Consider the following 17,900-nt stretch of genomic DNA (forward strand, 5'->3'; position numbering starts at 1 on the left):
CTCAGGCGGTTTTTACGCTGCCGCCGTCGATCAGGTAGTCGGCGCCGACGATGCTTGCGGCTAGGGGTGAGCAGAGTTGAACGACGAGGGCGGCTACCTCGGCTGGCTCGATCAGGCGGCCGGTGAGCATGCCGATTTGTTGGGGGAGGCCTTCCAGTAGGGCCTCGTGGGGGACGCCGAGGGTGCGGGCTAGCTGGCCGCCGTACTTGTCGGGGTCGGTCCAGAGGGCTGTCCGCACGGGGCCGGGGGAGACGGTGTTCACGCGCACGCCTTGTGGGCCGAACTCCTCCGCGAGTGCCTTCCCGAGTGCGGTCAAAGCCGCCTTCGCGGTTGTGTACGGCGCTGGGCCGCCGGACGGGACCCGTGCCGAGTTCGACGAGACGTTGACGATCGCGCCGCCCTGGCGGAGCAGGCTCGGGAGCGCGGCCCGCGTCGTACGGACGGTGGCGAAGTAGTTCACGTCGAACAGTTCGCGCCAAGTGTCGTCGTCGATCGCCTGGAACCCGCTGGCCAGCTCGCCGTCGCCACCGCCGACGTTGTTCACGAGTAGATCGAGTTCGCCGACCTCGGCAAGAGCCGCGGCCACGGCCTGCTCCGGCCCGTCCGCGGTCGCGAGATCCGCCGGTACGACGAAGGCGCCGGTGTCGCGCAGCTCCGGCGTACTGGTGCGGGCGACCGCGACGACGCGCACGCCCTCCGCGACGAGCTGTTCGACGACGGCCAGGCCGATCCCGCGGCTGGCACCGGTGACGAGCGCGTTCTTGTCCTTCAACTGAAGATCCATGACCATCCTTAGTTGCATCGGTACTGACCCTGAAAACGTACTACTTGCAACACAAGTGTCGCAAGTAGTTGAGCAGAGGTGACTTCCAGGTACACTTTTGCCATGCGCGCAGACGCCGAGCGGACCGTGCGGACGATCCTCGAGGCGGCCGAGCGAGTCCTGAACCGCAATCCGTCCGCCTCGATGGAGGAGATCGCCGCCGCGGCCGGCGTCGCCCGGACGACCGTGCATCGCCGGTTCGCCACCCGCGAGGCGCTCGTGACGGCGATGAAGACCTGGGCGTCACAGCAGCTCGCGAGTGCTGTCGACGAGGCCCGGTTCGAGACCGCGCCGCCGATGGTCGCCCTCTACCAGGCGACCGCGAACGCCCTCCGAGTCAAGCTGTCCTGGGGCTTCTCGATGAACACGGCTCTGGCCGCCAGCAGCGAGAGCGACGAGCTGATGTCCGGCGTCGTCGCCTCCTGCGACCGCCTGTTCGAGCGCCTGAAACAAGCCGGCGTACTACGAGCCGACGTCGACCCGATCTGGGCCCGCCGCATCTACTACGCCCTCCTCCACGAGGTCTGCCAGAACCGCCGCGACGACGACCCCGACGACACCGACGCCCTCGCGACGCTGCTCGTCGACACCCTCCTCCGCGGAGTAGGCAGCCCGACCGCCCAGCTCTAGGTAGGCAGGGCCAGCGTGAAGCTGGTGTTGCCCGGGGTTGAGCTGAGGGTCAGGGTGCCGTTGTGCGCATGGGTGATGGATTGGGCCAGTGAGAGGCCGAGGCCGGTGCCACCGGTGGTGCTGGTGCGCGCCGTGTCAGCTCGGGTGAAGCGCTGGAAGACATTCGGCAGCAGGTCCGCAGGGATGCCGGGCCCGTCGTCGTGGATCGTGAGTACGGCGGAGTCGTCGGCGAGCTTGGCCGCGACGGTGACCGTCGTACCGGCCGGGGTGTGGCGGCGGGCGTTGGTGAGCAGGTTCGTGACGACCTGATGCAGGCGCTGCTCATCGCCGATGATCACGATCGGGTCGGGTGGCAGCTCCAGCTCCCAATGGTGGCTAGGGGCAACGATCTGGGCATCGGTGACCGAGTCGCGGGCGAGCCGGGACAGGTCGACCGGGCGACGGTCGAGCGGGCGACCGGCGTCCAGACGGGCGAGCAGCAGGAGATCCTCGACCAACGACGCCATGCGAGTGGTCTCGACCATGACCTTTCCCATGGCGTGCCCGTAGAGCTCGGGATCGCGTTGGCGGAGGCTCAGCTGTGCGTAGCCGTGGATCGTCGTCAGCGGCGTACGGAGCTCGTGGGATGCATCGGCAACGAACTGCCGGACCTGCTGCTCGCTGCGGTGCCGTGCGTCGAGGGCGTTCTCCATATGACCGAGCAGCGTGTTGAGGGCGACCGCCACCTGGCCGACCTCGGTGTGTTCGTCGGTGAGTTGGTCGGGTACGCGAGCCGTCACCCCGATCTCCCCGGTGTCGAGCGGCAGACCGGCCACCTCGCGAGCCGTCTGCGCGACCCGGCGCAGCGGTCGCAGTTGACGCCGTACGACGAACACGCAGACACCGCCCGCGGTCAGTACGCCGATGCCGCCGAAGAGCACCTCCCAGCCGATCAGGCTGTTGATGGTGTTCTGGATGTCCTTCGTCGGGAGCCCGGTGATCACCGTGACCGCGCCGACGCTGGATGCGTGCACCCGGTACTCACCGAGGTTCGGCAGGTCGACCGTGCCGTTCTGGCCGGCGGTCAGGTCGTCGAGCATGCCGACCGCCGGGTCACCGAGAGCGGTGAGTGTGCCGTCCGAGGTGATCACGTTGCCCTCGGCCCCGGACGGTGTGACGTAGACGGTCACGGTGCCTGCGTCCTGCCCGTGCGGCGCGTCCGGCGGCGGTCCGCTGCCCTTGACCAGCGCGTTGATCGCCCGCCCCTGGGTCGCAGCCACCTTCCCGTCGAGCTGCCTGGTCAGGTACGAGCTGATCGCGGCGGTCGTCAGCGCGCCGATCACGAGACTCACCACCGCAACCAACGCCACCATCGCCGCCGCGACCCGCACACTCAACGACCGCGCCGCAACCCTCATGCATCCAGCATGTGCCGCGAGTTTTCAACCCAGCTTCGCGTTCCCTGGCACCTTGCTGTGAACTCAGAGCAGCACGCCGGCCGCCGCGCGCAGCCCGTCGAGCTCGGCCGCCGCCCACCCTTCGTCCCGCGACTCCGTACCGCGGAACCGTGGTTTGTCGACGAGGTGGAAGCGCAGGTTGAAGATGCTCCCGACAACCTGCAGGTAGGGGATCGCCGCTTCGTCCTCCGCGCTGATCCCGCCGTACCCGGCCTTGAATGCGTCCCAGTGCGGCGTCGTCGCGACGCCGGTGAAATCCGCGGCCGGCGGACCGACCGCCGCGAGATCGAAATCGAGCAGCAGAAGTCCCTGCTCGGTCAACAAGACATTGTCCATCGTGACGTCGCCGTGGCAGGTTCCTGCCTTTGAGTACTGCGCGAGGTTGTTCCGTACAGCATCCGCCAGCGACCGGAGCAGGTTTTCCTCCGAGTTATCCACAGCGAGAATCTGCTCGAGCGGTTCGTCGAGCCGGTGGACGACGTCGGCCGGCCGACGGAAGTACGGCGACGTGTAGTTGCCGGCGGCATTGTGGAATGCGGCGAGTTGGACACCGAAGGCGGCGTACAACTCGTCGGTGAACGGCTGCTCCGGCTTGCGGCCCTCGACGTACGTCGAGAGGGTGAACGCGCGGGGTCCTTCCGGGGTATCGAGCAACCCGACGGTGTCTTCGTCGAGCAGCGGAACGACGGACGGAACGAGTACGCCGGCCGACCGCAGATGTGCCGAAAGCCCTGTCTCCCAACGGATCTCGTCGGGATGACGACCGTCGTACCGGTAGAGCTTGAGGACGTACCGCGCACCGTCGCCACCAGTGAGCTCGTACACGTCGTTGACCAGCGAGCGGAGCAGGACGGCGCCGGTGAATTCGAGTCCGTAGCGTTCCGCGAGGTGTGCGGCGAGCGCCTCGGGGTCGGGGAGGGATCGCGCGGTCGGGACCATGGGTGCGAGGATATGAGTCGTTTGAATGAGCGAGGTTGTGGGGAGGTTCGAGACGTTTCCGGATTCGCCTCCCCTTCCGGGGCCGGAAACCGGTAGCCTCGTGCAGCGCGCTATATGGGGGCCGCCGTTCCACCCACCCGACGAACTGCCGGAGAGCCCAAACCGGTCAGGAGTGCACGTCTTGCAGGAGAACACCAGCAGCACCAGTACTGGCGAACTGGTCAACGTACCCCTTACCGGTGCGGACAAGGTTGCCTACGCCTTTTACGCGACCGCGGCTGCCGCGGCGCTGGTCGGCCAGGTCTGGGCCGGCGTGACCCACATCCCCTGGCCGAGCGACGGCTTCTCGCCGTTGCTCAAGATCATCCTCGTCACGCCCGCGGTCGCGGTGCTCGAGCTCGGTGGCGTCGCCACCGCAGCGCTCGCAGACCTCCGCCGGCGTAAGGGTGAGCAGGCCTACGCCTACCGCGCGATGTCGTTCTTCGCGGCGCTCGTCGCGGTCGTGTTCAACGTGGTCGGCCACTGGCGGCCGGAGGAGCGCTTCCTCGCCTTCGGCTTCGGCGGCCTGTCCGCGTTCGCCTACGTGCTCTGGCTGATCCACAGCTCGGCCCGTCGCCGCGACGCACTGCGCCGCGCCGGGCAGATGCGTGAGACCGGCCCGGTGTACGGCGTCGTGCAGTGGGCCCGCGAGCCGCGGGTCACCTGGCTGGCGCGTTCGCTGGCGATCGAGCACGGCTACGGCCTGTACGAGAGCCTGCGGGCGGCCCAGCACCAGATCCGCAACCGGAGTCGTCGCGAGGCGATCGCCGGCACGGTAGCGGAGTACATCCGCTCCGAGCACCAGGACGAGCGGCTGGCGAAGATCGCCGAGACGACGTACGACCCCGACCGGCTGGCCGGGATGCTCGAGGAGCGGATCAACTACGAGGTCATCACCAGCAAGCTGACCAAGGCGATCTCGCCGCCGCCGGAGCCCGAGGAGGGTCCGGCCGTACCGGCCGCTGTCTGGGTGCTCGAGGGCGGGCAGCCGCGACGAGTGGACAACAGCGGTGTGTCGCTGCGCGACGAGGACGCCTGGACCGGCGAGCTGATGGCGATCGTCGACCAGCCGCCGGAGGGCGACGAGTCGGTCGCCGAGGCGGTCGTGGTCGAGGACGCCGGCGAACCGCAGCACGTCGTCAACGGCAGCACGAACGGTGCCTCCGGCAAGCTCAAGCCGTTCGCGCCGCAGCCGAAGGCCGAGCCGACGGTGGAGAAGCCCAAGCCGCCGTCGCCGTTCGCCGGGCCGACGGACCCGGAGCCGCCGGCACTGATCACCACGCCGAAGGTCGAGCCGGTCGTCGTCAGCAAGCCGGTCGAGGAAGAACCGGCCGAGCCGACCGACCTGGAGAAGAAGCGCATGCGCGCGTGGAACATGCTGGCCGATTGGCCTGCGGGTCATGAGCGTTCGGCCAGGAACCTCGCCACCGCGGTCAACTGCAGCGAGCCGATGGCCGCACGCTTCATCGAGCAGTACGAGACCGAGCACGGGGTCGTGTTCGCCTCGCAGAACTGAGTCATCCAGCTGCCGGTGGACCTCCCAGGTTCACCGGCAGTTCTGCGAGACCGCTCACCAGCACGCGACGCCACTCGAGCTCTTCGGCCGGCTTCGCGAGGCTCATCCGCGGGAACCGGCGTACCAGCGCCAGCAGCGACTCCTGCAGCTCGATCCGGGCCAGCTGTGCGCCGAGGCAGAAGTGCGGCCCGAAGCCGAACGACATGTGCTTGTTGTCCTGCCGATCGACCCGCAGCTCGTCCGGAGCGTTGTACGCCCGCGGGTCGCGGTTGGCCGAGTTGAGCGCGGCCATCACGCCCTCGCCGGCCTTGATCTGTACGCCGTGCAGCTCGAGGTCCTCGACCGCGACCCGGAGCTGACCGACCTCGCTGAACCGGTTGAACCGCAGCAGCTCCTCGATCGCGGTGGGTACGAGCTCGGGCTCCTCGACCAGCCGGGCCCAGTTCTCCGGCCAGCGCAGCAACGTGGCGACGCAGCTCGAGATCTGGTTCGCCGACGTCTCGTGACCGGCGACCAGCAGATTCACCCCGAACGCGATCAGCTCTTCCTGACTGAGCCGATCGCCCTCTTCGCGCGCCCGCACGAGTTCGTCGAGCAGGTCCTCGGCCGGCTGGTCCGTGTTCGCCAGCTTCTTCGTGACCAGGTCCTCGATGTACGCCGTGAGGTTGGTCATCGCGTCCTCGACCAGGTCCTTCTCGGCCATCTTCATGCTGTACCCGAGCTCGGTCCACTCCCGGAACTGCGCGCGATCCGCATACGGTACGCCGAGCAGCTGGCAGATCACCTGGATCGGTAACGGCAACGCCACCAGCTGCCGGATGTCCGCACCGTCCCCGGCGCGGGCGACGTCCTCGGCCAGCTGCGCCGACAGCTCCGCCACCCACGGCCGGGTCCGCTCGATCTTCCGGTGCGCGAACGTTGGCACCACCAACCTTCGCAGCCGAGTGTGCTCCGGCGGGTCGGTCGTGGTCAGGCTGTTCGGCATCGGCTTGGCCAGCGCGACCCGCGGCGCCCCTTGCTTCACCACGGCGGCCCGCGAGAACCGCGGATCCGCGAGCACGAGCTTCACGTCGTCGTACCGCGTCACCAGCCACACCTCGGCACCCGCCAGCGTCCGAACCCGGGCCACCGGCTCGTTCTCCCGGAGCTCCGCGAACGTCGGCGACGGATCGAACCGGAACGCATCCTCGAACGGAATCTGCAGCACCATGGCCTCAACCCTAGGCAAGTTAGGTAACCCTTGCTTGTTGTCCCAGCGCGTCGCGCCGGGTTGCCACCGCCGCGACGATGACGGCGGTCCCGATGATCAGCAGTACGACGGCGCCGACGAGCGCGCCGACCGTGATGCCCTCGACGGCGGGCAGCGTGCCGCCGACGCTCAGGTCGACGGCGACGTTGCGCGAGCCGTCGGCGTTCATGATCACGACGGACCAGTCGCCACCACTGGTGTTCCAGGTCAGCGTGCTGGGTCCGGTGCCGGTTGCGGAGGCGACCCAGAAGGACTGGGTGGCGGGAGCGGCGGACGGCTCGTCTCCGGCCCGGGACGTGGTGGAGAGCTTGAAGGGATCGACCTCGAAGTCCGCGGCCTCGTCGTGACCGACACCGTTCAGGTACGCCGCGACGTCGGCCGCCCGACCGATGCCGACGAACACCGCCGTACCCGGCGTCTTCGACTCGAAGTCGATCCGGATGTCACCGAGGAAATCGTCGGTGTAGAGGGCGTCCGGTCCGGCGCCGCCGATGTCGAGCGACGGAGCCGACAGCGCGTACGACGTCGTGGTGAGGCGCTCCGGGCCCGCGGTGAAGTATCCGTTGCCGTCGCGCTGGTGCTGGGCCCACAGGCCGACGCCGCCGATGGCGAACAGGATGACGCTGACCATCGCGAACATGCCACCGACGACGACGAGCAGGGTGCGCCAGCCGCTCCAGGATCGACGTACTGGTGGTGCGGGGGCGAGCGGTGCGGTGGTCATGAGACACGCTCCGATGTCGGGGTGGAGGAGGTGGCGGCGGATGGGGCAGGGCGGGTCCAGAAGCGGCGACTGCCGATGAGCAAGGTGATGGCGACGGCGGACCAGACGACGACGTACAGCCAGGTCTCGCGGGACAGGTCGGGGCCGGCGGGCCAGAGGTCGCTGGTGTTGATGCTGCCTTCGGTGGCGTGGGCGATCAGCGTGATCAGCACGCTGCCGGCTGCGTGGTTGAACAGCCACCCGTACCAGAAGGTGACGGCGACCGTGGTCACGGCCTCGTAGGGCTGGAGCCCGTACGACGAGATCAGGAACAGCGGCAGATGCCAGCCGGCGATCGCGACGGCCATCAGCGCGGTCGCGGCGAGCGGCGTACGGGTCGTCTGCAGCTTCGACTGGGCGAACCCGCGGAAGCTCGGTTCCTCGCTGAACGGTCCACCCATCGGGTCGACCATGTTCATGCCGATGACGAGCGCGAGTCCGTACCACGGCGCGAACTGCCCGGAGCTGGGCGACGGTGCGCCCATCGCCTGGTTGATCCCGATCGTCACGAAGTGGACGGCGAGCGGTACGGCGATCGCGACGACGTACCAGACCCAGCGGACCCGCCAGCGGATGAGCCGGGCGCCGATGGCCCGGAGGCCGGCGAGACCGTCGTTCACAAACGCGATGACGAGTGCGGCGAGCAGCGCGCCCGGGGCGAAGAAACTGCCGAACGGGAGGGTCGCCCAGGTGAGTGCGTAGGCGAGGACGAAGAAGCTGATGACCGGGTGGTTGCGGACGAACGACATGACGGATCTCCTTGCGGACAGGTGGTTGCCGGGTGGTTCCGCGGCGCGGGCGGGCGGCAGGTTGCCGTCGTCGTCGGGCTGGTTCTGGATGATTCGGGTCTTCACAGCGCCTCCAGTGGTCTCCTTCGAGACTCGTGGAGGCAGACGTGTTCGGCAGACCGGGCAACCGGTGGAGATGGGGTTCGGGTTTCTGGTGTGCCGTCAGGCGCGCAGGTACAGCAGTACGGCGAGCACCCGGCGGGACTCGCTCCGCGTGGACGGGATGCCGAGCTTGGTGAAGATGCCGGAGACGTACTTCTCCGCGGCCCGCAACGTGACGACCAGGTCGTCGGCGATGCCCTGGTTGGAGGCACCGGTCGCCATCAGCTCCAGTACCTGACGTTCGCGCGGGGTCAGCACGGCCAGAGAATCGTCGCTGCGCCGCCGTTGCAGCAAGGTGGAGACGATCTTCGGATCGATGGCCGAGCCACCGGCGGCAACCCGTCGTACGGCGCCGGTGAAGTCCTCGACGTCGCTGATCCGGTCCTTCAGCAGGTAGCCGACGCCTTCGGCCGATTCGGACAGCAGCTGCATGGCCAGACCGAGTTCGAGGTACTGCGACAGCACGAGTACTCCGACTCCGGGTTGCCGCTCGCGGATCTGCAGCGCGGCGCGCATCCCTTCGTCGTTGTGGGTCGGTGGCAACCGGATGTCGAGGATCGCGACCTCCGGCGGGAAGCCGCGGACGTACTGGAGCAGGTCGTCGGCATTGTCGTACGCCGCGACCACGTCCAGGCCGGCCTCGCCGAGGATCCGGGTGAGCCCCTCGCGCAGCAGCACGCTGTCCTCGGCAATGGCTACGCGCATGGGATCTCCGCCTCGAGCCGGGTGCCGCCGCCGGCGGGACTCCAGATCCGGAGCCGCCCGCCGATCGCCTCGACCCGGTCGGCGAGACCGCGCAGACCCGACCCGCGTTCGGTGTCCGCTCCACCGACGCCGTCGTCGACCACCTCGACGACGAGCCGGCCGGCGGAACGGGTGACCTGGACGGACGCAGTACTCGCGTGGGCGTGCTTGGCGATGTTCGTGAGGCTCTCGCTGACCACGTAGTACGCCGCGACCTCGACGTGCTCGGGCAGCCTTCCTTCGGCAGTGACCTTGAGCGTCACCGGGACGGCGGCCTGCGCGATCAGGGACTCCAGCGCGACGGCAAGACCGTGCCCGGTCAGGACCGCAGGATGGATGCCGCGGGCAACATCACGGAGTTCGTCCAGCGAGGCGGTGACCTGCTGCTTGGCCTGCATCAGCCGCGCCTTGGTGTCGGCGTCGTCCGCGGACCGGCCGGCGATCAGCCCGATCTCCAGGGCCAGCGCGACCAGGCGCTGCTGGGCTCCGTCGTGCAGATTGCGTTCGAGCCGTTTCCGCTCCTGCTGCTCGGCATCGATGACCCGCGCACGGGAGCCTTGCAGCTCGTGCAGCCGGGCGCGGAGTTCCGCCTGCAGACGGCTGTTCTCCAAGGCGATGCCGGCCGCCGCGGCGACGGCGTCCAGCAACTCGTGCTCGTCCTCGAGCGACCGGTCGAACTCGAGAGCGACGACGGGCTCCTGGTCGCGATAGATCACCCGCGTCGCTCGTCCGTCGGATCCGTCGGCTCCACCGGACAGCGTGACGGCATGTCCGTCCGAGTCCGCCCAGCTGCCGTACTTCGGCAGCCAGAAGGCAAGGGTCAACGAGGGATCGTGCAGGGCTCGCGCCAGCGGCACGCGCAGGTCACCGGCCGGGTCGGCGCGCAGGTCCATCAGCAGTGCGCCGACATCGGTACGGGCGAGTCGGGCGTCGAGCAGTCCGAGCAGGAACACGACCGGCGCGAGCCCGAGTACGGCGAACGTCACGTGCCGGACCGTTTCGATCTGCGGCCAGCCACGCAGACCGCCGATGAACAGGATCGCGAGCATGATCAGCGCCAGCCCGAAGCTGTCCACGAGCAACGCCACCGGGCGTCGACGGACCGGACTCGCGGACGGTCGCCGTACCAGGAGAAGGGCGGCGCCGACGAGCAGCAGGGCGCTCATCGTGATCAGCTGGACCTGCTCGATCCGGCCGGCCAGCGCCGGCCGCGTCGTGACGGTGAAGAGGCTGTCCGGATTGATCCCGAGCAGGATCTTCGCGAGCTGCAGTACGACGGTCGTCGTGTAACCGGCGATGACGACGATCTGGCGGCGGCGTCCGACCACCCGTCCGGTCGGATACGCGAGGAACACATGAAGGAACATCGCCGCCGGCAGCAGGTCGAGCAGATGACCGATGGAGAGCAGTACGGGCACGGTCGACCACTGCAGCGCGGTCAGCGCCATGACGAACCCGGTGGCGATCATCAGCGGACCGAGCCGGCTGGCCGGCCGTCGCCACCAGGCGAGGGTGCCGCTGATCAGGTACGGGACGGTGATCCAGTTGAAGAGCAATGCCTGCAGACCCGGCCGGACCAGCTCGTCTCCAGCCATCGCGAGGGCGACCGAGACGACCAGCGTGCCGAAACCGGCCACGACCGTCGCCCACAGCGCCCACGGCCCCGGTCCGCGGGCCGGTTCGATCGCCGGCGCCGCCCTCGCCACAACCCGTCACCCACCCTCTACCCGCCAGCGTGCGCCCGTTGGCCGGTGCAGGCAATGGCGAGGTGCAGGACGACGTCCTGCACCTCGCGGGTCCTACTTGGTGCCGAAGCTGTAGATCGTGGTGCTCTTGTAGGTCTCGCCGGGGCGGAGGACGGTCGACGGGAAGTTGGGGTGGTTGGGGGAGTCGGGGAAGTGCTGGGTCTCGAAGGCAAAGGCGTCGCCCTGGCGGTAGGCCTTGTTGCCGATGCCGAGGAAAGTGCCGTCGAGGAAGTTGCCGCTGTAGAACTGGACGCCGGGCTGGTCGGTGTGGACCTCGATCGTGCGGCCGTGCTCGGGCTCGGTGAAGCGGCCGGCGAGGCGCAGGCCGTTGCTGTCCGGCTGACCGGCGATGACGAAGTTGTGGTCGTAGCCGCGGCCGAAGATCAGCTGCTGGTGGTCGCCGCGCAGGCGGGCACCGATCGCGGTCGGCCGGTTGAAGTCGAACGGCGTACCGGCCACCGGGGCGATCTCGCCGGTCGGGATCAGGTTCACGTCGACCGGGGTGTACTTCGCGGCGTTCAGCTCGAGCACGTGGTCGTAGATGGTGCCGTTGCCCTCGCCGAGCAGGTTGAAGTACACGTGGTTGGTCAGGTTGACGATGGTCGGCTTGCCCGCGACGGTCGCGTGGTAGTCGATCCGGAGGTTGTCGCGCTTGTCCAGCGTGTACGTGACGGTGCTGGTGAGCTCACCGGGGAAGCCCATCTCGCCGTCCGGGCTGACGTAGGTGAACGCGACGCCGACGGCCTTGTCGGACCTGACGACCTTGGCCTTCCAGACCTTCTTGTCGAAGCCGATCGTGCCGCCGTGCAACGCGTTCTCGCCGTTGTTGATCGGGATCTGGTAGGTCGTCCCGTCGAGCGTGAACCTGCCCTTGGCGATCCGGTTGCCGTAGCGGCCGATGGTGGCACCGAAGTACGGGCTGAGCGCCGCGTAGTCCGGCAGGTTGTCGAAGCCGAGGCTGATGTTCGTGGTCCGGCCACGGCGGTCCGGCGTCTCGACCCGCTGGATGGTCGCGCCCCAGGTGAGCATCGAGATCGTCACCCGGCCGTTGGTGAACGTGTACACGTCCACACCCTGGCCGTCCGGGGTGGTGCCGAACGGGTCCTTGCGGATCTCGAGCTTGCCGTGGTGTTCGCCCATGGCGCTCAACTTATCCGTCGTGCCGGCGGCGGACTTGGTCTGGGTACTGGCTTCCGCGGTGCTGGTGAGAGCGCCCGCGGCGGCGGCACCGAGGCCCAGTGCGCCGGCGGTCCGGAGGACCTGGCGGCGGGGCAGGTGATCGGGCATCGCAATCCCCTCAATCGTTGTAGAAGCAGACCTTGGCACGATAAGCACGCCAGACCGGTGTTTGGAACAGTTCGGATGGGTGTGAATTCGTCCGATCTCTTCACCCTGCTTACTGTGATGACCAGATCGGTCCGGTCCGGGCCCCGATCGAGCCTTCTCTCCTCCGTCGTCCGCGGGCGATCATGTCCGCATGAGCCGAACCGCACTGATCGTGATCGACGTCCAGGAATCCTTCCGGACCCGCGCGAACTGGCAACTCGTCAATCACCCGGACATCGCCGACCGGGTGAACCGGCTGGTGCACGCGGCCCGGGACAAGGGTGACCTTGTCGTCTGGGTCCTGCACACCGAGCCCGGAACCGGTGGCGCGTTCGACCCGGCCAACGGCTACGTCCGGCTCATCGACGGTCTCGAACCGTTGCCCGGCGAGCCGATAATCAGCAAGACGTCCCACAACGCCTTCACCACAACGAATCTGCAGCAGTTGCTGACCCAGCACGGCGTCTCCGAGATCGTTGTCAGCGGCATCCGTACGGAGCAGTGCTGCGAGACGACCGCCCGGGTCGGGTCCGACCTCGGGTACGACGTCGTGTTCGTGACCGAGGCGACCGCGACGATGGCGCTGGCGCACTGGTCGATCCGCGAGGAGGCGTCGGTCGAGGAGATCCTCGCCGATCACCGGACCCTGACGGCGGAGCAGGTCGCCGAGCGGACGGAGTACGTGCTGGCCGGCCGGTTCGCCACGATCCGGACACTCGACGAGCTCGCCGCCGTACCCGTGACATCCTGACCGGATGCGTCCCACCCGGGTGGTCTTCGTGCTGGTGCCCAAGGTGCACCTGCTGGATCTCGCCGGGCCGGCGCAGGTGTTCACGACGGCGAACGACCTCGGGTACTCCTACGAGGTCAGTTACGTCGCCGAATCCGAAGAGGTCATGACCGCGCAGGGCGTGCCGTTACGCGCAGAGTTGGACTGGCCGGAGGTGGGACCCGGCGACCTGATCGTCGTGCCTGGATGGCGATCGCCACGGTTGTCGCCGGTCCCGCCGATCGGCCAGGGGACCCGCCAACGCCTACGCGATCACCATGCGGGCGGCGGCACGGTTGCGAGTGTCTGCTCGGGCGCCGATGCGCTCGGTGCGAGCGGTCTGCTCGACGGCCGGCGATTCACGACCCATCACGATCTGACGGACGAGTTGGCCGCCCGCTACCCGCGGGCTGCGATCGTCCGCGATGTGCTGTACGTCGAGGACGACCGCGTCATCACGTCCGCCGGCATTGCCAGCGGTATCGACCTCACCCTGCACCTGGTCGCGGTCGCCCACGGCGCGGAGGCGGCCGCCCGCGTCGCGCGCGAGATGGTCGTCTACGCCCGCCGCAACGGCGATGAACTGCAGGAGTCGGCCATGCTCCGCCACCGCGGTCATCTCAGCGATCTGGCCCACCGCATCCAGGACGTCATCGACGCCCGGTACGCCGATCGCCTCCTGCTCTCCGATCTCGCCGGCCAGGTCGGCGTCAGCGAGCGCACGCTGACCCGCATCTTCACCACCGCGACCGGCCTCACCCCGCTCCGCTACCAGCAACTCCTCCGCCTCGAGCGCGCCGAACACCTCATCGGCCACGGGACCACGATCGAAACAGCCGCCCGCACCGTCGGCTTCGAGGACGCCCGCATGCTCCGCCGCTTACGCAGCCGAACTTCTGTCTAGACCGGAACCAACTTTTCCGCCGGACCCGTCGTCTACTCGTGCACAACCGACCAACGAGGGGACGAGAGATGAAGGTTGCTGGGGGCAAGCTGCGGGGGATGCTCGCGGCCGGTGCAGCGGTAGGCGCGATGGCGGCCGGGATCGGCGTGCTGGGGATGGGCGGCGCGGATGCCGCGACGTCGAGCACGGCTGCGACGACGGCGTTGAGCCGTTCGCAGCTGCTGACCGTGGGCGAGGTGAAGAAGGCGGACGCGCGACGCAACTGGTTCCGGCAGGTTGACAGGGGAATCCTGCCGCGGACGTACTGCGGTCCCGCGTCGACCGAGGGCAAGCACGTCTCGGCGCGGATGGCGCGCGGGTTCACCGACGAGATGGACGCGTACGGCGCGCAGTACGTCAGCCAGTACGCGAATGCGGCGGCCGCGAAGGCGGCGTACAACTCGATCATCGCGACGCTGAAGAGCTGCACGTACAGCAAGCCGGCGCCGACGCATGCGCGCAAGATCACCGAGAACCGGGTCGTGAAGGGCGCGTCCGGCGATCTCACCCAGGTGATCCGCTGGTACGACTACCCGAAGCCGAACGACCCGGGCAGCGAGGCCGGTGGCTTCCCGTACGCCGTGACGCTGAAGGGCCGCAACGTCTCGGTCCTCGCGTTCAGCGAGATGGGTCCGGGCGTGCCCGCGCCGAACTTCGACAAGCTGGCCCGGCAGGCGGCGGCGAAGGTGACCCGCTGACCCACGGGGACGGGGTCGTGATGGCCGGGGCGGATGAGGGGTCACCGCCCCGGCCATCACTTACTGCGGGAGCTTCGACGCCGCGATCAGTTTGCTGACCGCAGTGTTGAGCTGCCCGCTGAGGAGGGCGTGATCTGCGTCCGAGATGAGCTTGGACGCGGGTTCGTTCAGGTTCTGGCCGATGTGGTTCTGGGCGATCCATCGGCTGACTCCGACAACAGCGTCGTCCTCGGCGAAGGTGTCGGCCTTGGTGCGCTCGAGGAGCTTGGCGGACTGTGCGGCCGCGGCCAGCGCGATGGTTGCCTGCGGCCCCGACCAGTCCCTGACGCCGAGCGCGATGCTCGCCGCGACGCCGGCCGATACCGCATAGGCATCATGCTTGCGCAGCAGGCTGTTGCGTGCCTCGGTCAACGACTGTCGGGCCGCTGCCTGCGTCGTGAGACCCCAACCGAACGGGTACTGCGGGTCGTACGACGCGTCGCCGACGTTCAACGGCTGCTGGTCCTCGGTCCGCGGCCAGCTGACCGGCAGGCGACCGCTGAACGGAACCTTCCCGAACAGTACGTCGGCAACACCCGCGCCCTCGGTGCCAGGCAACCAGGATGCGACCACGGCGTTGATCTTGCTGAGCTGGTCCGCGATCACCTGCGGGCGCCCGGACACGACCAGCACGACGCACTTCATCGCACCGCAGACCTTGTCCACCGCGGCCTTGTCCGCGGCCGTGAGCTGCAGGTCGTGACCGTTGCCCACGTCACCGATTCCCTCGGCGTACGGGCGTTCGCCGACCACGACCACGCCGACGTCATGACCCTCCAGCGGAGCGGAGGCGTCCGCGCTGAACGTTGCCGTCGGCACCACCTGCTTGATCCCGTCGAGGATCGTCGTACCGGTGGTCGTCGCGCCCGAACCGCCTTGCCAGGTGATGCTCCAGCCGCCCATCTGGTTGCCCAGGTCATTGGCGTTGCTACCGGCAACATAAACCTTCTGGCCGGCGTTCAACGGCAGGAGGCTGCCGTCGTTCTTCAGCAATACCTGGGATTCCGCCGCGGCCTGGCGGCCGACCGCGCGATGGGCGGCCGATCCGATCGAGGCGATGTTCGACGTGTCGGCGTACGGGTGCTCGAAGAGGCCGAGCTTGAACTTCTCGGTCAGGATCCGTCGTACCGCGTCGTCGATCCGGGTCATCGGGATCCGGCCGGCGGCGATCTCGTCGGTCAGGCCCTGGGTGAAGCCCTGGTAGTTCGTCGGCACCATGATCATGTCGAGGCCGGCGTTGATCGACGTACGGATGTCGCTCGCGTAGTCGCCCGGCAGCTGGTCGATCGCCTGCCAGTCGCTGATCACGAAGCCGTCGAAACCCATCCGCTGCTTGAGTACGCCGTTGATCAGCTCGCCGTTCCCGTGCATCTTCACCGGCGGGGCGCCGTCGATCGACATACTCGAGTACGACGGCATCACGGTGCCGACGCCGAGATCCACCGCGGTCTTGAACGGTGCCAGGTGCAACGTCTCCAGCTGCTGCCGGGTGACCTGCGTGATGCCCTGGTCGATCTTGTACGAGCCCGTCGTCGAGCTGCCGTACGTCGTACCGCCGTCGCCGACGAAGTGCTTCGCGGTCGCGAGCACGTGGTTGTTCTGCTTGAGCTGACTGCCGTCGGCCTTGCCCTGCAGGCCGGTGATGACCGTCTCCATCGACTGCACGAGCGCGGGATCCTCACCGAATCCTTCGTACGCACGGCCCCAGCGGTCGTCGCGGACCACGCAGAGGCACGGCGCGAAGTCCCACGGGATGCCGGTCGCGCGGACCTCGGTCGCGGTCACCTCGCCGGCCTTCTGCGCCAGCGCCGGATCGCGGGTCGCGCCGATCGCGATGTTGTGCGGCAAGATCGTTGCCCCGACCACGTTGTTGTGGCCGTGAACCGCGTCGACCCCGTAGATCAAGGGGATCTGGAGCCGGGTCGCCTGCGCGTTCAGCTGGAAGTTGTCGATCATCGCGGCCCACGCGGCCGGGGTGTTCGGGGTCGGGACCGAGCCGCCACCGGAGAGCAGCGAGCCGAGGTTGTACGACGCGATGTCCGTGCGGGAGCGCAATGCGTTGCGTTCGGCCTGGGTCATCTGGCCGACCTTCTCGGCCGTCGTCATCCGGGCAAGCAGGTCGTCGACGCGCTTCTTGATCGGGAGCTTCGAGTTGAGGTACGGGAGGTCGTGGGCGTTGATGACGACGACCGGGTTAGCAGGTGCTTTCGCGCCGGTGACCGTGAGCTCGAGCGGGATGGTCTCGGCGGGCTCGGCGGTGTGGTCCTTCTTCGTTGTCACCGCGACGGTCTGGCTGGTGCCGGACGCCGTACCGGCCGGGAAGGTGATCGTGCCGGCGACGGGTGTGTAGTCGGCGGCTGAGGCGCTGCCGGTGCCGGTCTTGTAGTCGACGGTGACCGGTGCTTCGAGCGGCGAGCTGTCGGTGGTGGCGACGGAGACCTTCACCTGCGCGGTGGCGCCCTCCTTGACCGGGTAGACGCCGGCGTCCGTGATGACGCTCGCCTTCAGCGCCGGGTCGGCCTTGCCGTACACCTCGACCTGGTCGATCGCGAACTCGCCGGGCGAGCCGACCGGCATCGTGAACGCGTAGCCCCACATGTGGGTCAGGTTCAGGATCTGGTCGATGCCGCCGACCGGTTGGTAGTCGCCGCGGTACTGCAGTTCGCTGAACGGGATCTCGACCTGGTGCCAGCCCTGCCAGTCGTCGGTGAAGCTGGTGTTCCACAGCTCGGAGGCCTCGGCGTTCGCGCCGCCGTCCTTGATCTCGAAGAAGATCCGCTTGCCGGAGCCGGGCGGGAGCGGTGCGGTGTTCTGCCCGTACCACCAGAACCGGATCCCCTTGTACGCCGACCAGTCGGCCGGGTTCACGTCGTACGTGATGTCGTGGCTGAAGCCGCCATACCCGCTGATGTTGTAGGTCCCGTGCAGGACCTTCTCACCGGCGGGGGCGTCCGCGCGGGTCTGGAGCTCCATCGTGGGCGGGTCGTCGGCGTCGCTGCCCCAGGTGAAGATGCCCGCGTTCGGCGGGTAGGCGAACGGCTCGCCCCCTTCGAACGCCGCCAAGGTGATCGGCGTCGGGTCATCGGCCACCGCCGGGCTGGACACCAGCAGTCCCGCGACCAGTGCCGCCGCCGCCACTACAGCAATCCGCCGCAAACCACGCATGGCCGCTCCCCACCTCAGCGCGAGCCTCACACCCGCGTTCGGCCCGACTCTCAGCCCTCCCACCCCACCGGTCAATACCTCACCGGTTCCGAAACTAGAGCGCTCTCACGCTCCACGCGTGGCAGTCGCGAACAACTGCTCGAATCTGTCGATGAGAGTTCTCCCTTGCGTCCGTTCGGGTGGGAC

Annotated in this window: 15 protein-coding genes; 5 read left to right on the forward strand and 10 right to left on the reverse strand. The window is 68.4% G+C overall.

The genetic code is table 11. From position 1 onward, the window contains the following. Position 1: 1 nt before the first annotated feature. Positions 2–784 (reverse strand): SDR family NAD(P)-dependent oxidoreductase, encoded by a 783-nt coding sequence (locus tag FDA38_RS25440; protein ID WP_137256559.1) that lies wholly within the window; start codon positions 782–784, stop codon positions 2–4. A gap of 102 nt (positions 785–886) precedes the next feature. On the opposite strand from FDA38_RS25440, the gene FDA38_RS25445 reads away from it, so the two are divergent. Continuing rightward, the gene (locus tag FDA38_RS25445; RefSeq protein ID WP_137256560.1) at positions 887–1,453 is read left to right on the forward strand and encodes a TetR/AcrR family transcriptional regulator; all 567 of its coding nucleotides are present in this window, start codon (positions 887–889) and stop codon (positions 1,451–1,453) included. Here FDA38_RS25445 and FDA38_RS25450 read toward each other — a convergent pair. Then, positions 1,450–2,850, reverse strand: a complete 1,401-nt coding sequence (locus FDA38_RS25450) for a sensor histidine kinase (protein ID WP_137256561.1) — start codon at positions 2,848–2,850, stop codon at positions 1,450–1,452. The two genes, FDA38_RS25445 and FDA38_RS25450, sit on opposite strands and share 4 nt — an antisense overlap. A gap of 63 nt (positions 2,851–2,913) precedes the next feature. After that, on the reverse strand, positions 2,914–3,828 hold the full coding sequence (locus FDA38_RS25455) for a phosphotransferase enzyme family protein (RefSeq protein ID WP_137256562.1): 915 nt from the start codon (positions 3,826–3,828) through the stop codon (positions 2,914–2,916). A gap of 181 nt (positions 3,829–4,009) precedes the next feature. Here FDA38_RS25455 and FDA38_RS42365 point away from each other — a divergent pair, with 181 nt between their 5' ends. Continuing rightward, on the forward strand, positions 4,010–5,383 hold the full coding sequence (locus tag FDA38_RS42365; protein WP_170989855.1) for a hypothetical protein: 1,374 nt from the start codon (positions 4,010–4,012) through the stop codon (positions 5,381–5,383). A 1-nt stretch (position 5,384) separates the two neighbouring features. Here FDA38_RS42365 and FDA38_RS25465 read toward each other — a convergent pair whose 3' ends face one another. The 6 genes from FDA38_RS25465 to FDA38_RS25490 all read right to left on the reverse strand — a co-directional run bounded on the left by FDA38_RS25465 (position 5,385) and on the right by FDA38_RS25490 (position 12,061). Then, complete coding sequence (locus FDA38_RS25465) at positions 5,385–6,593, reverse strand: cytochrome P450 (protein ID WP_137256563.1); 1,209 nt, start codon at positions 6,591–6,593, stop codon at positions 5,385–5,387. Between the two features lie 19 nt (positions 6,594–6,612). Next, positions 6,613–7,356 carry a hypothetical protein gene (locus tag FDA38_RS25470; protein ID WP_137256564.1) on the reverse strand — a complete coding sequence of 248 codons (744 nt, stop codon included), beginning with the start codon at positions 7,354–7,356 and terminating at the stop codon, positions 6,613–6,615. Next, positions 7,353–8,249 carry a CPBP family intramembrane glutamic endopeptidase gene (locus FDA38_RS25475; protein WP_137256565.1) on the reverse strand — a complete coding sequence of 299 codons (897 nt, stop codon included), beginning with the start codon at positions 8,247–8,249 and terminating at the stop codon, positions 7,353–7,355. Before FDA38_RS25475 ends, FDA38_RS25470 begins: the two co-directional genes overlap by 4 nt. 96 nt (positions 8,250–8,345) lie before the next feature. Then, positions 8,346–8,990, reverse strand: coding sequence for a response regulator transcription factor (locus tag FDA38_RS25480; RefSeq protein ID WP_137256566.1), 645 nt, complete (start codon positions 8,988–8,990; stop codon positions 8,346–8,348). Next, a complete protein-coding gene (locus FDA38_RS25485) occupies positions 8,981–10,735 on the reverse strand; it encodes a sensor histidine kinase (protein WP_137256567.1) in 1,755 nt (584 codons plus the stop codon). Before FDA38_RS25485 ends, FDA38_RS25480 begins: the two co-directional genes overlap by 10 nt. A gap of 93 nt (positions 10,736–10,828) precedes the next feature. Further along, entirely contained in the window at positions 10,829–12,061 is a 1,233-nt protein-coding gene (locus FDA38_RS25490) for an aldose epimerase family protein (RefSeq protein ID WP_137256568.1), read from the reverse strand. A gap of 190 nt (positions 12,062–12,251) precedes the next feature. On the opposite strand from FDA38_RS25490, the gene FDA38_RS25495 reads away from it, so the two are divergent. The 3 genes from FDA38_RS25495 to FDA38_RS25505 all read left to right on the forward strand — a co-directional run bounded on the left by FDA38_RS25495 (position 12,252) and on the right by FDA38_RS25505 (position 14,510). Beyond that, positions 12,252–12,851 carry a cysteine hydrolase family protein gene (locus FDA38_RS25495; protein WP_170989856.1) on the forward strand — a complete coding sequence of 200 codons (600 nt, stop codon included), beginning with the start codon at positions 12,252–12,254 and terminating at the stop codon, positions 12,849–12,851. Between the two features lie 4 nt (positions 12,852–12,855). Next, positions 12,856–13,773, forward strand: a complete 918-nt coding sequence (locus FDA38_RS25500) for a GlxA family transcriptional regulator (protein WP_137256569.1) — start codon at positions 12,856–12,858, stop codon at positions 13,771–13,773. A 68-nt stretch (positions 13,774–13,841) separates the two neighbouring features. Next, a complete protein-coding gene (locus FDA38_RS25505; protein WP_137256570.1) occupies positions 13,842–14,510 on the forward strand; it encodes a hypothetical protein in 669 nt (222 codons plus the stop codon). A 60-nt stretch (positions 14,511–14,570) separates the two neighbouring features. On the opposite strand, the gene FDA38_RS25510 is transcribed toward FDA38_RS25505, so the two are convergent. Then, the gene (locus FDA38_RS25510; protein ID WP_137256571.1) at positions 14,571–17,714 is read right to left on the reverse strand and encodes a glycoside hydrolase family 3 N-terminal domain-containing protein; all 3,144 of its coding nucleotides are present in this window, start codon (positions 17,712–17,714) and stop codon (positions 14,571–14,573) included. Between the last annotated feature and the right edge of the window lie 186 nt (positions 17,715–17,900).

The sequence above is a fragment of the Kribbella jiaozuonensis genome, from assembly GCF_005233875.1.
In the GTDB taxonomy this organism is placed as follows: Bacteria; Actinomycetota; Actinomycetes; order Propionibacteriales; family Kribbellaceae; genus Kribbella; species Kribbella jiaozuonensis.

Excerpts from the sequence above, each read along its gene's own strand:
- FDA38_RS25450 (WP_137256561.1), bottom strand. The coding sequence starts at position 2,850 with ATGAGGGTTGCGGCGCGGTCGTTGAGTGTGCGGGTCGCGGCGGCGATG.
- FDA38_RS25465 (WP_137256563.1), bottom strand. The coding sequence starts at position 6,593 with ATGGTGCTGCAGATTCCGTTCGAGGATGCGTTCCGGTTCGATCCGTCG.
- FDA38_RS25480 (WP_137256566.1), bottom strand. The coding sequence starts at position 8,990 with ATGCGCGTAGCCATTGCCGAGGACAGCGTGCTGCTGCGCGAGGGGCTC.
- FDA38_RS25490 (WP_137256568.1), bottom strand. The coding sequence starts at position 12,061 with ATGCCCGATCACCTGCCCCGCCGCCAGGTCCTCCGGACCGCCGGCGCA.
- FDA38_RS25500 (WP_137256569.1), top strand. The coding sequence starts at position 12,856 with ATGCGTCCCACCCGGGTGGTCTTCGTGCTGGTGCCCAAGGTGCACCTG.
- FDA38_RS25510 (WP_137256571.1), bottom strand. The coding sequence starts at position 17,714 with ATGCGTGGTTTGCGGCGGATTGCTGTAGTGGCGGCGGCGGCACTGGTC.
- FDA38_RS25495 (WP_170989856.1), top strand. The coding sequence starts at position 12,252 with ATGAGCCGAACCGCACTGATCGTGATCGACGTCCAGGAATCCTTCCGG.
- FDA38_RS25455 (WP_137256562.1), bottom strand. The coding sequence starts at position 3,828 with ATGGTCCCGACCGCGCGATCCCTCCCCGACCCCGAGGCGCTCGCCGCA.
- FDA38_RS25470 (WP_137256564.1), bottom strand. The coding sequence starts at position 7,356 with ATGACCACCGCACCGCTCGCCCCCGCACCACCAGTACGTCGATCCTGG.
- FDA38_RS25445 (WP_137256560.1), top strand. The coding sequence starts at position 887 with ATGCGCGCAGACGCCGAGCGGACCGTGCGGACGATCCTCGAGGCGGCC.
- FDA38_RS25505 (WP_137256570.1), top strand. The coding sequence starts at position 13,842 with ATGAAGGTTGCTGGGGGCAAGCTGCGGGGGATGCTCGCGGCCGGTGCA.
- FDA38_RS25440 (WP_137256559.1), bottom strand. The coding sequence starts at position 784 with ATGGATCTTCAGTTGAAGGACAAGAACGCGCTCGTCACCGGTGCCAGC.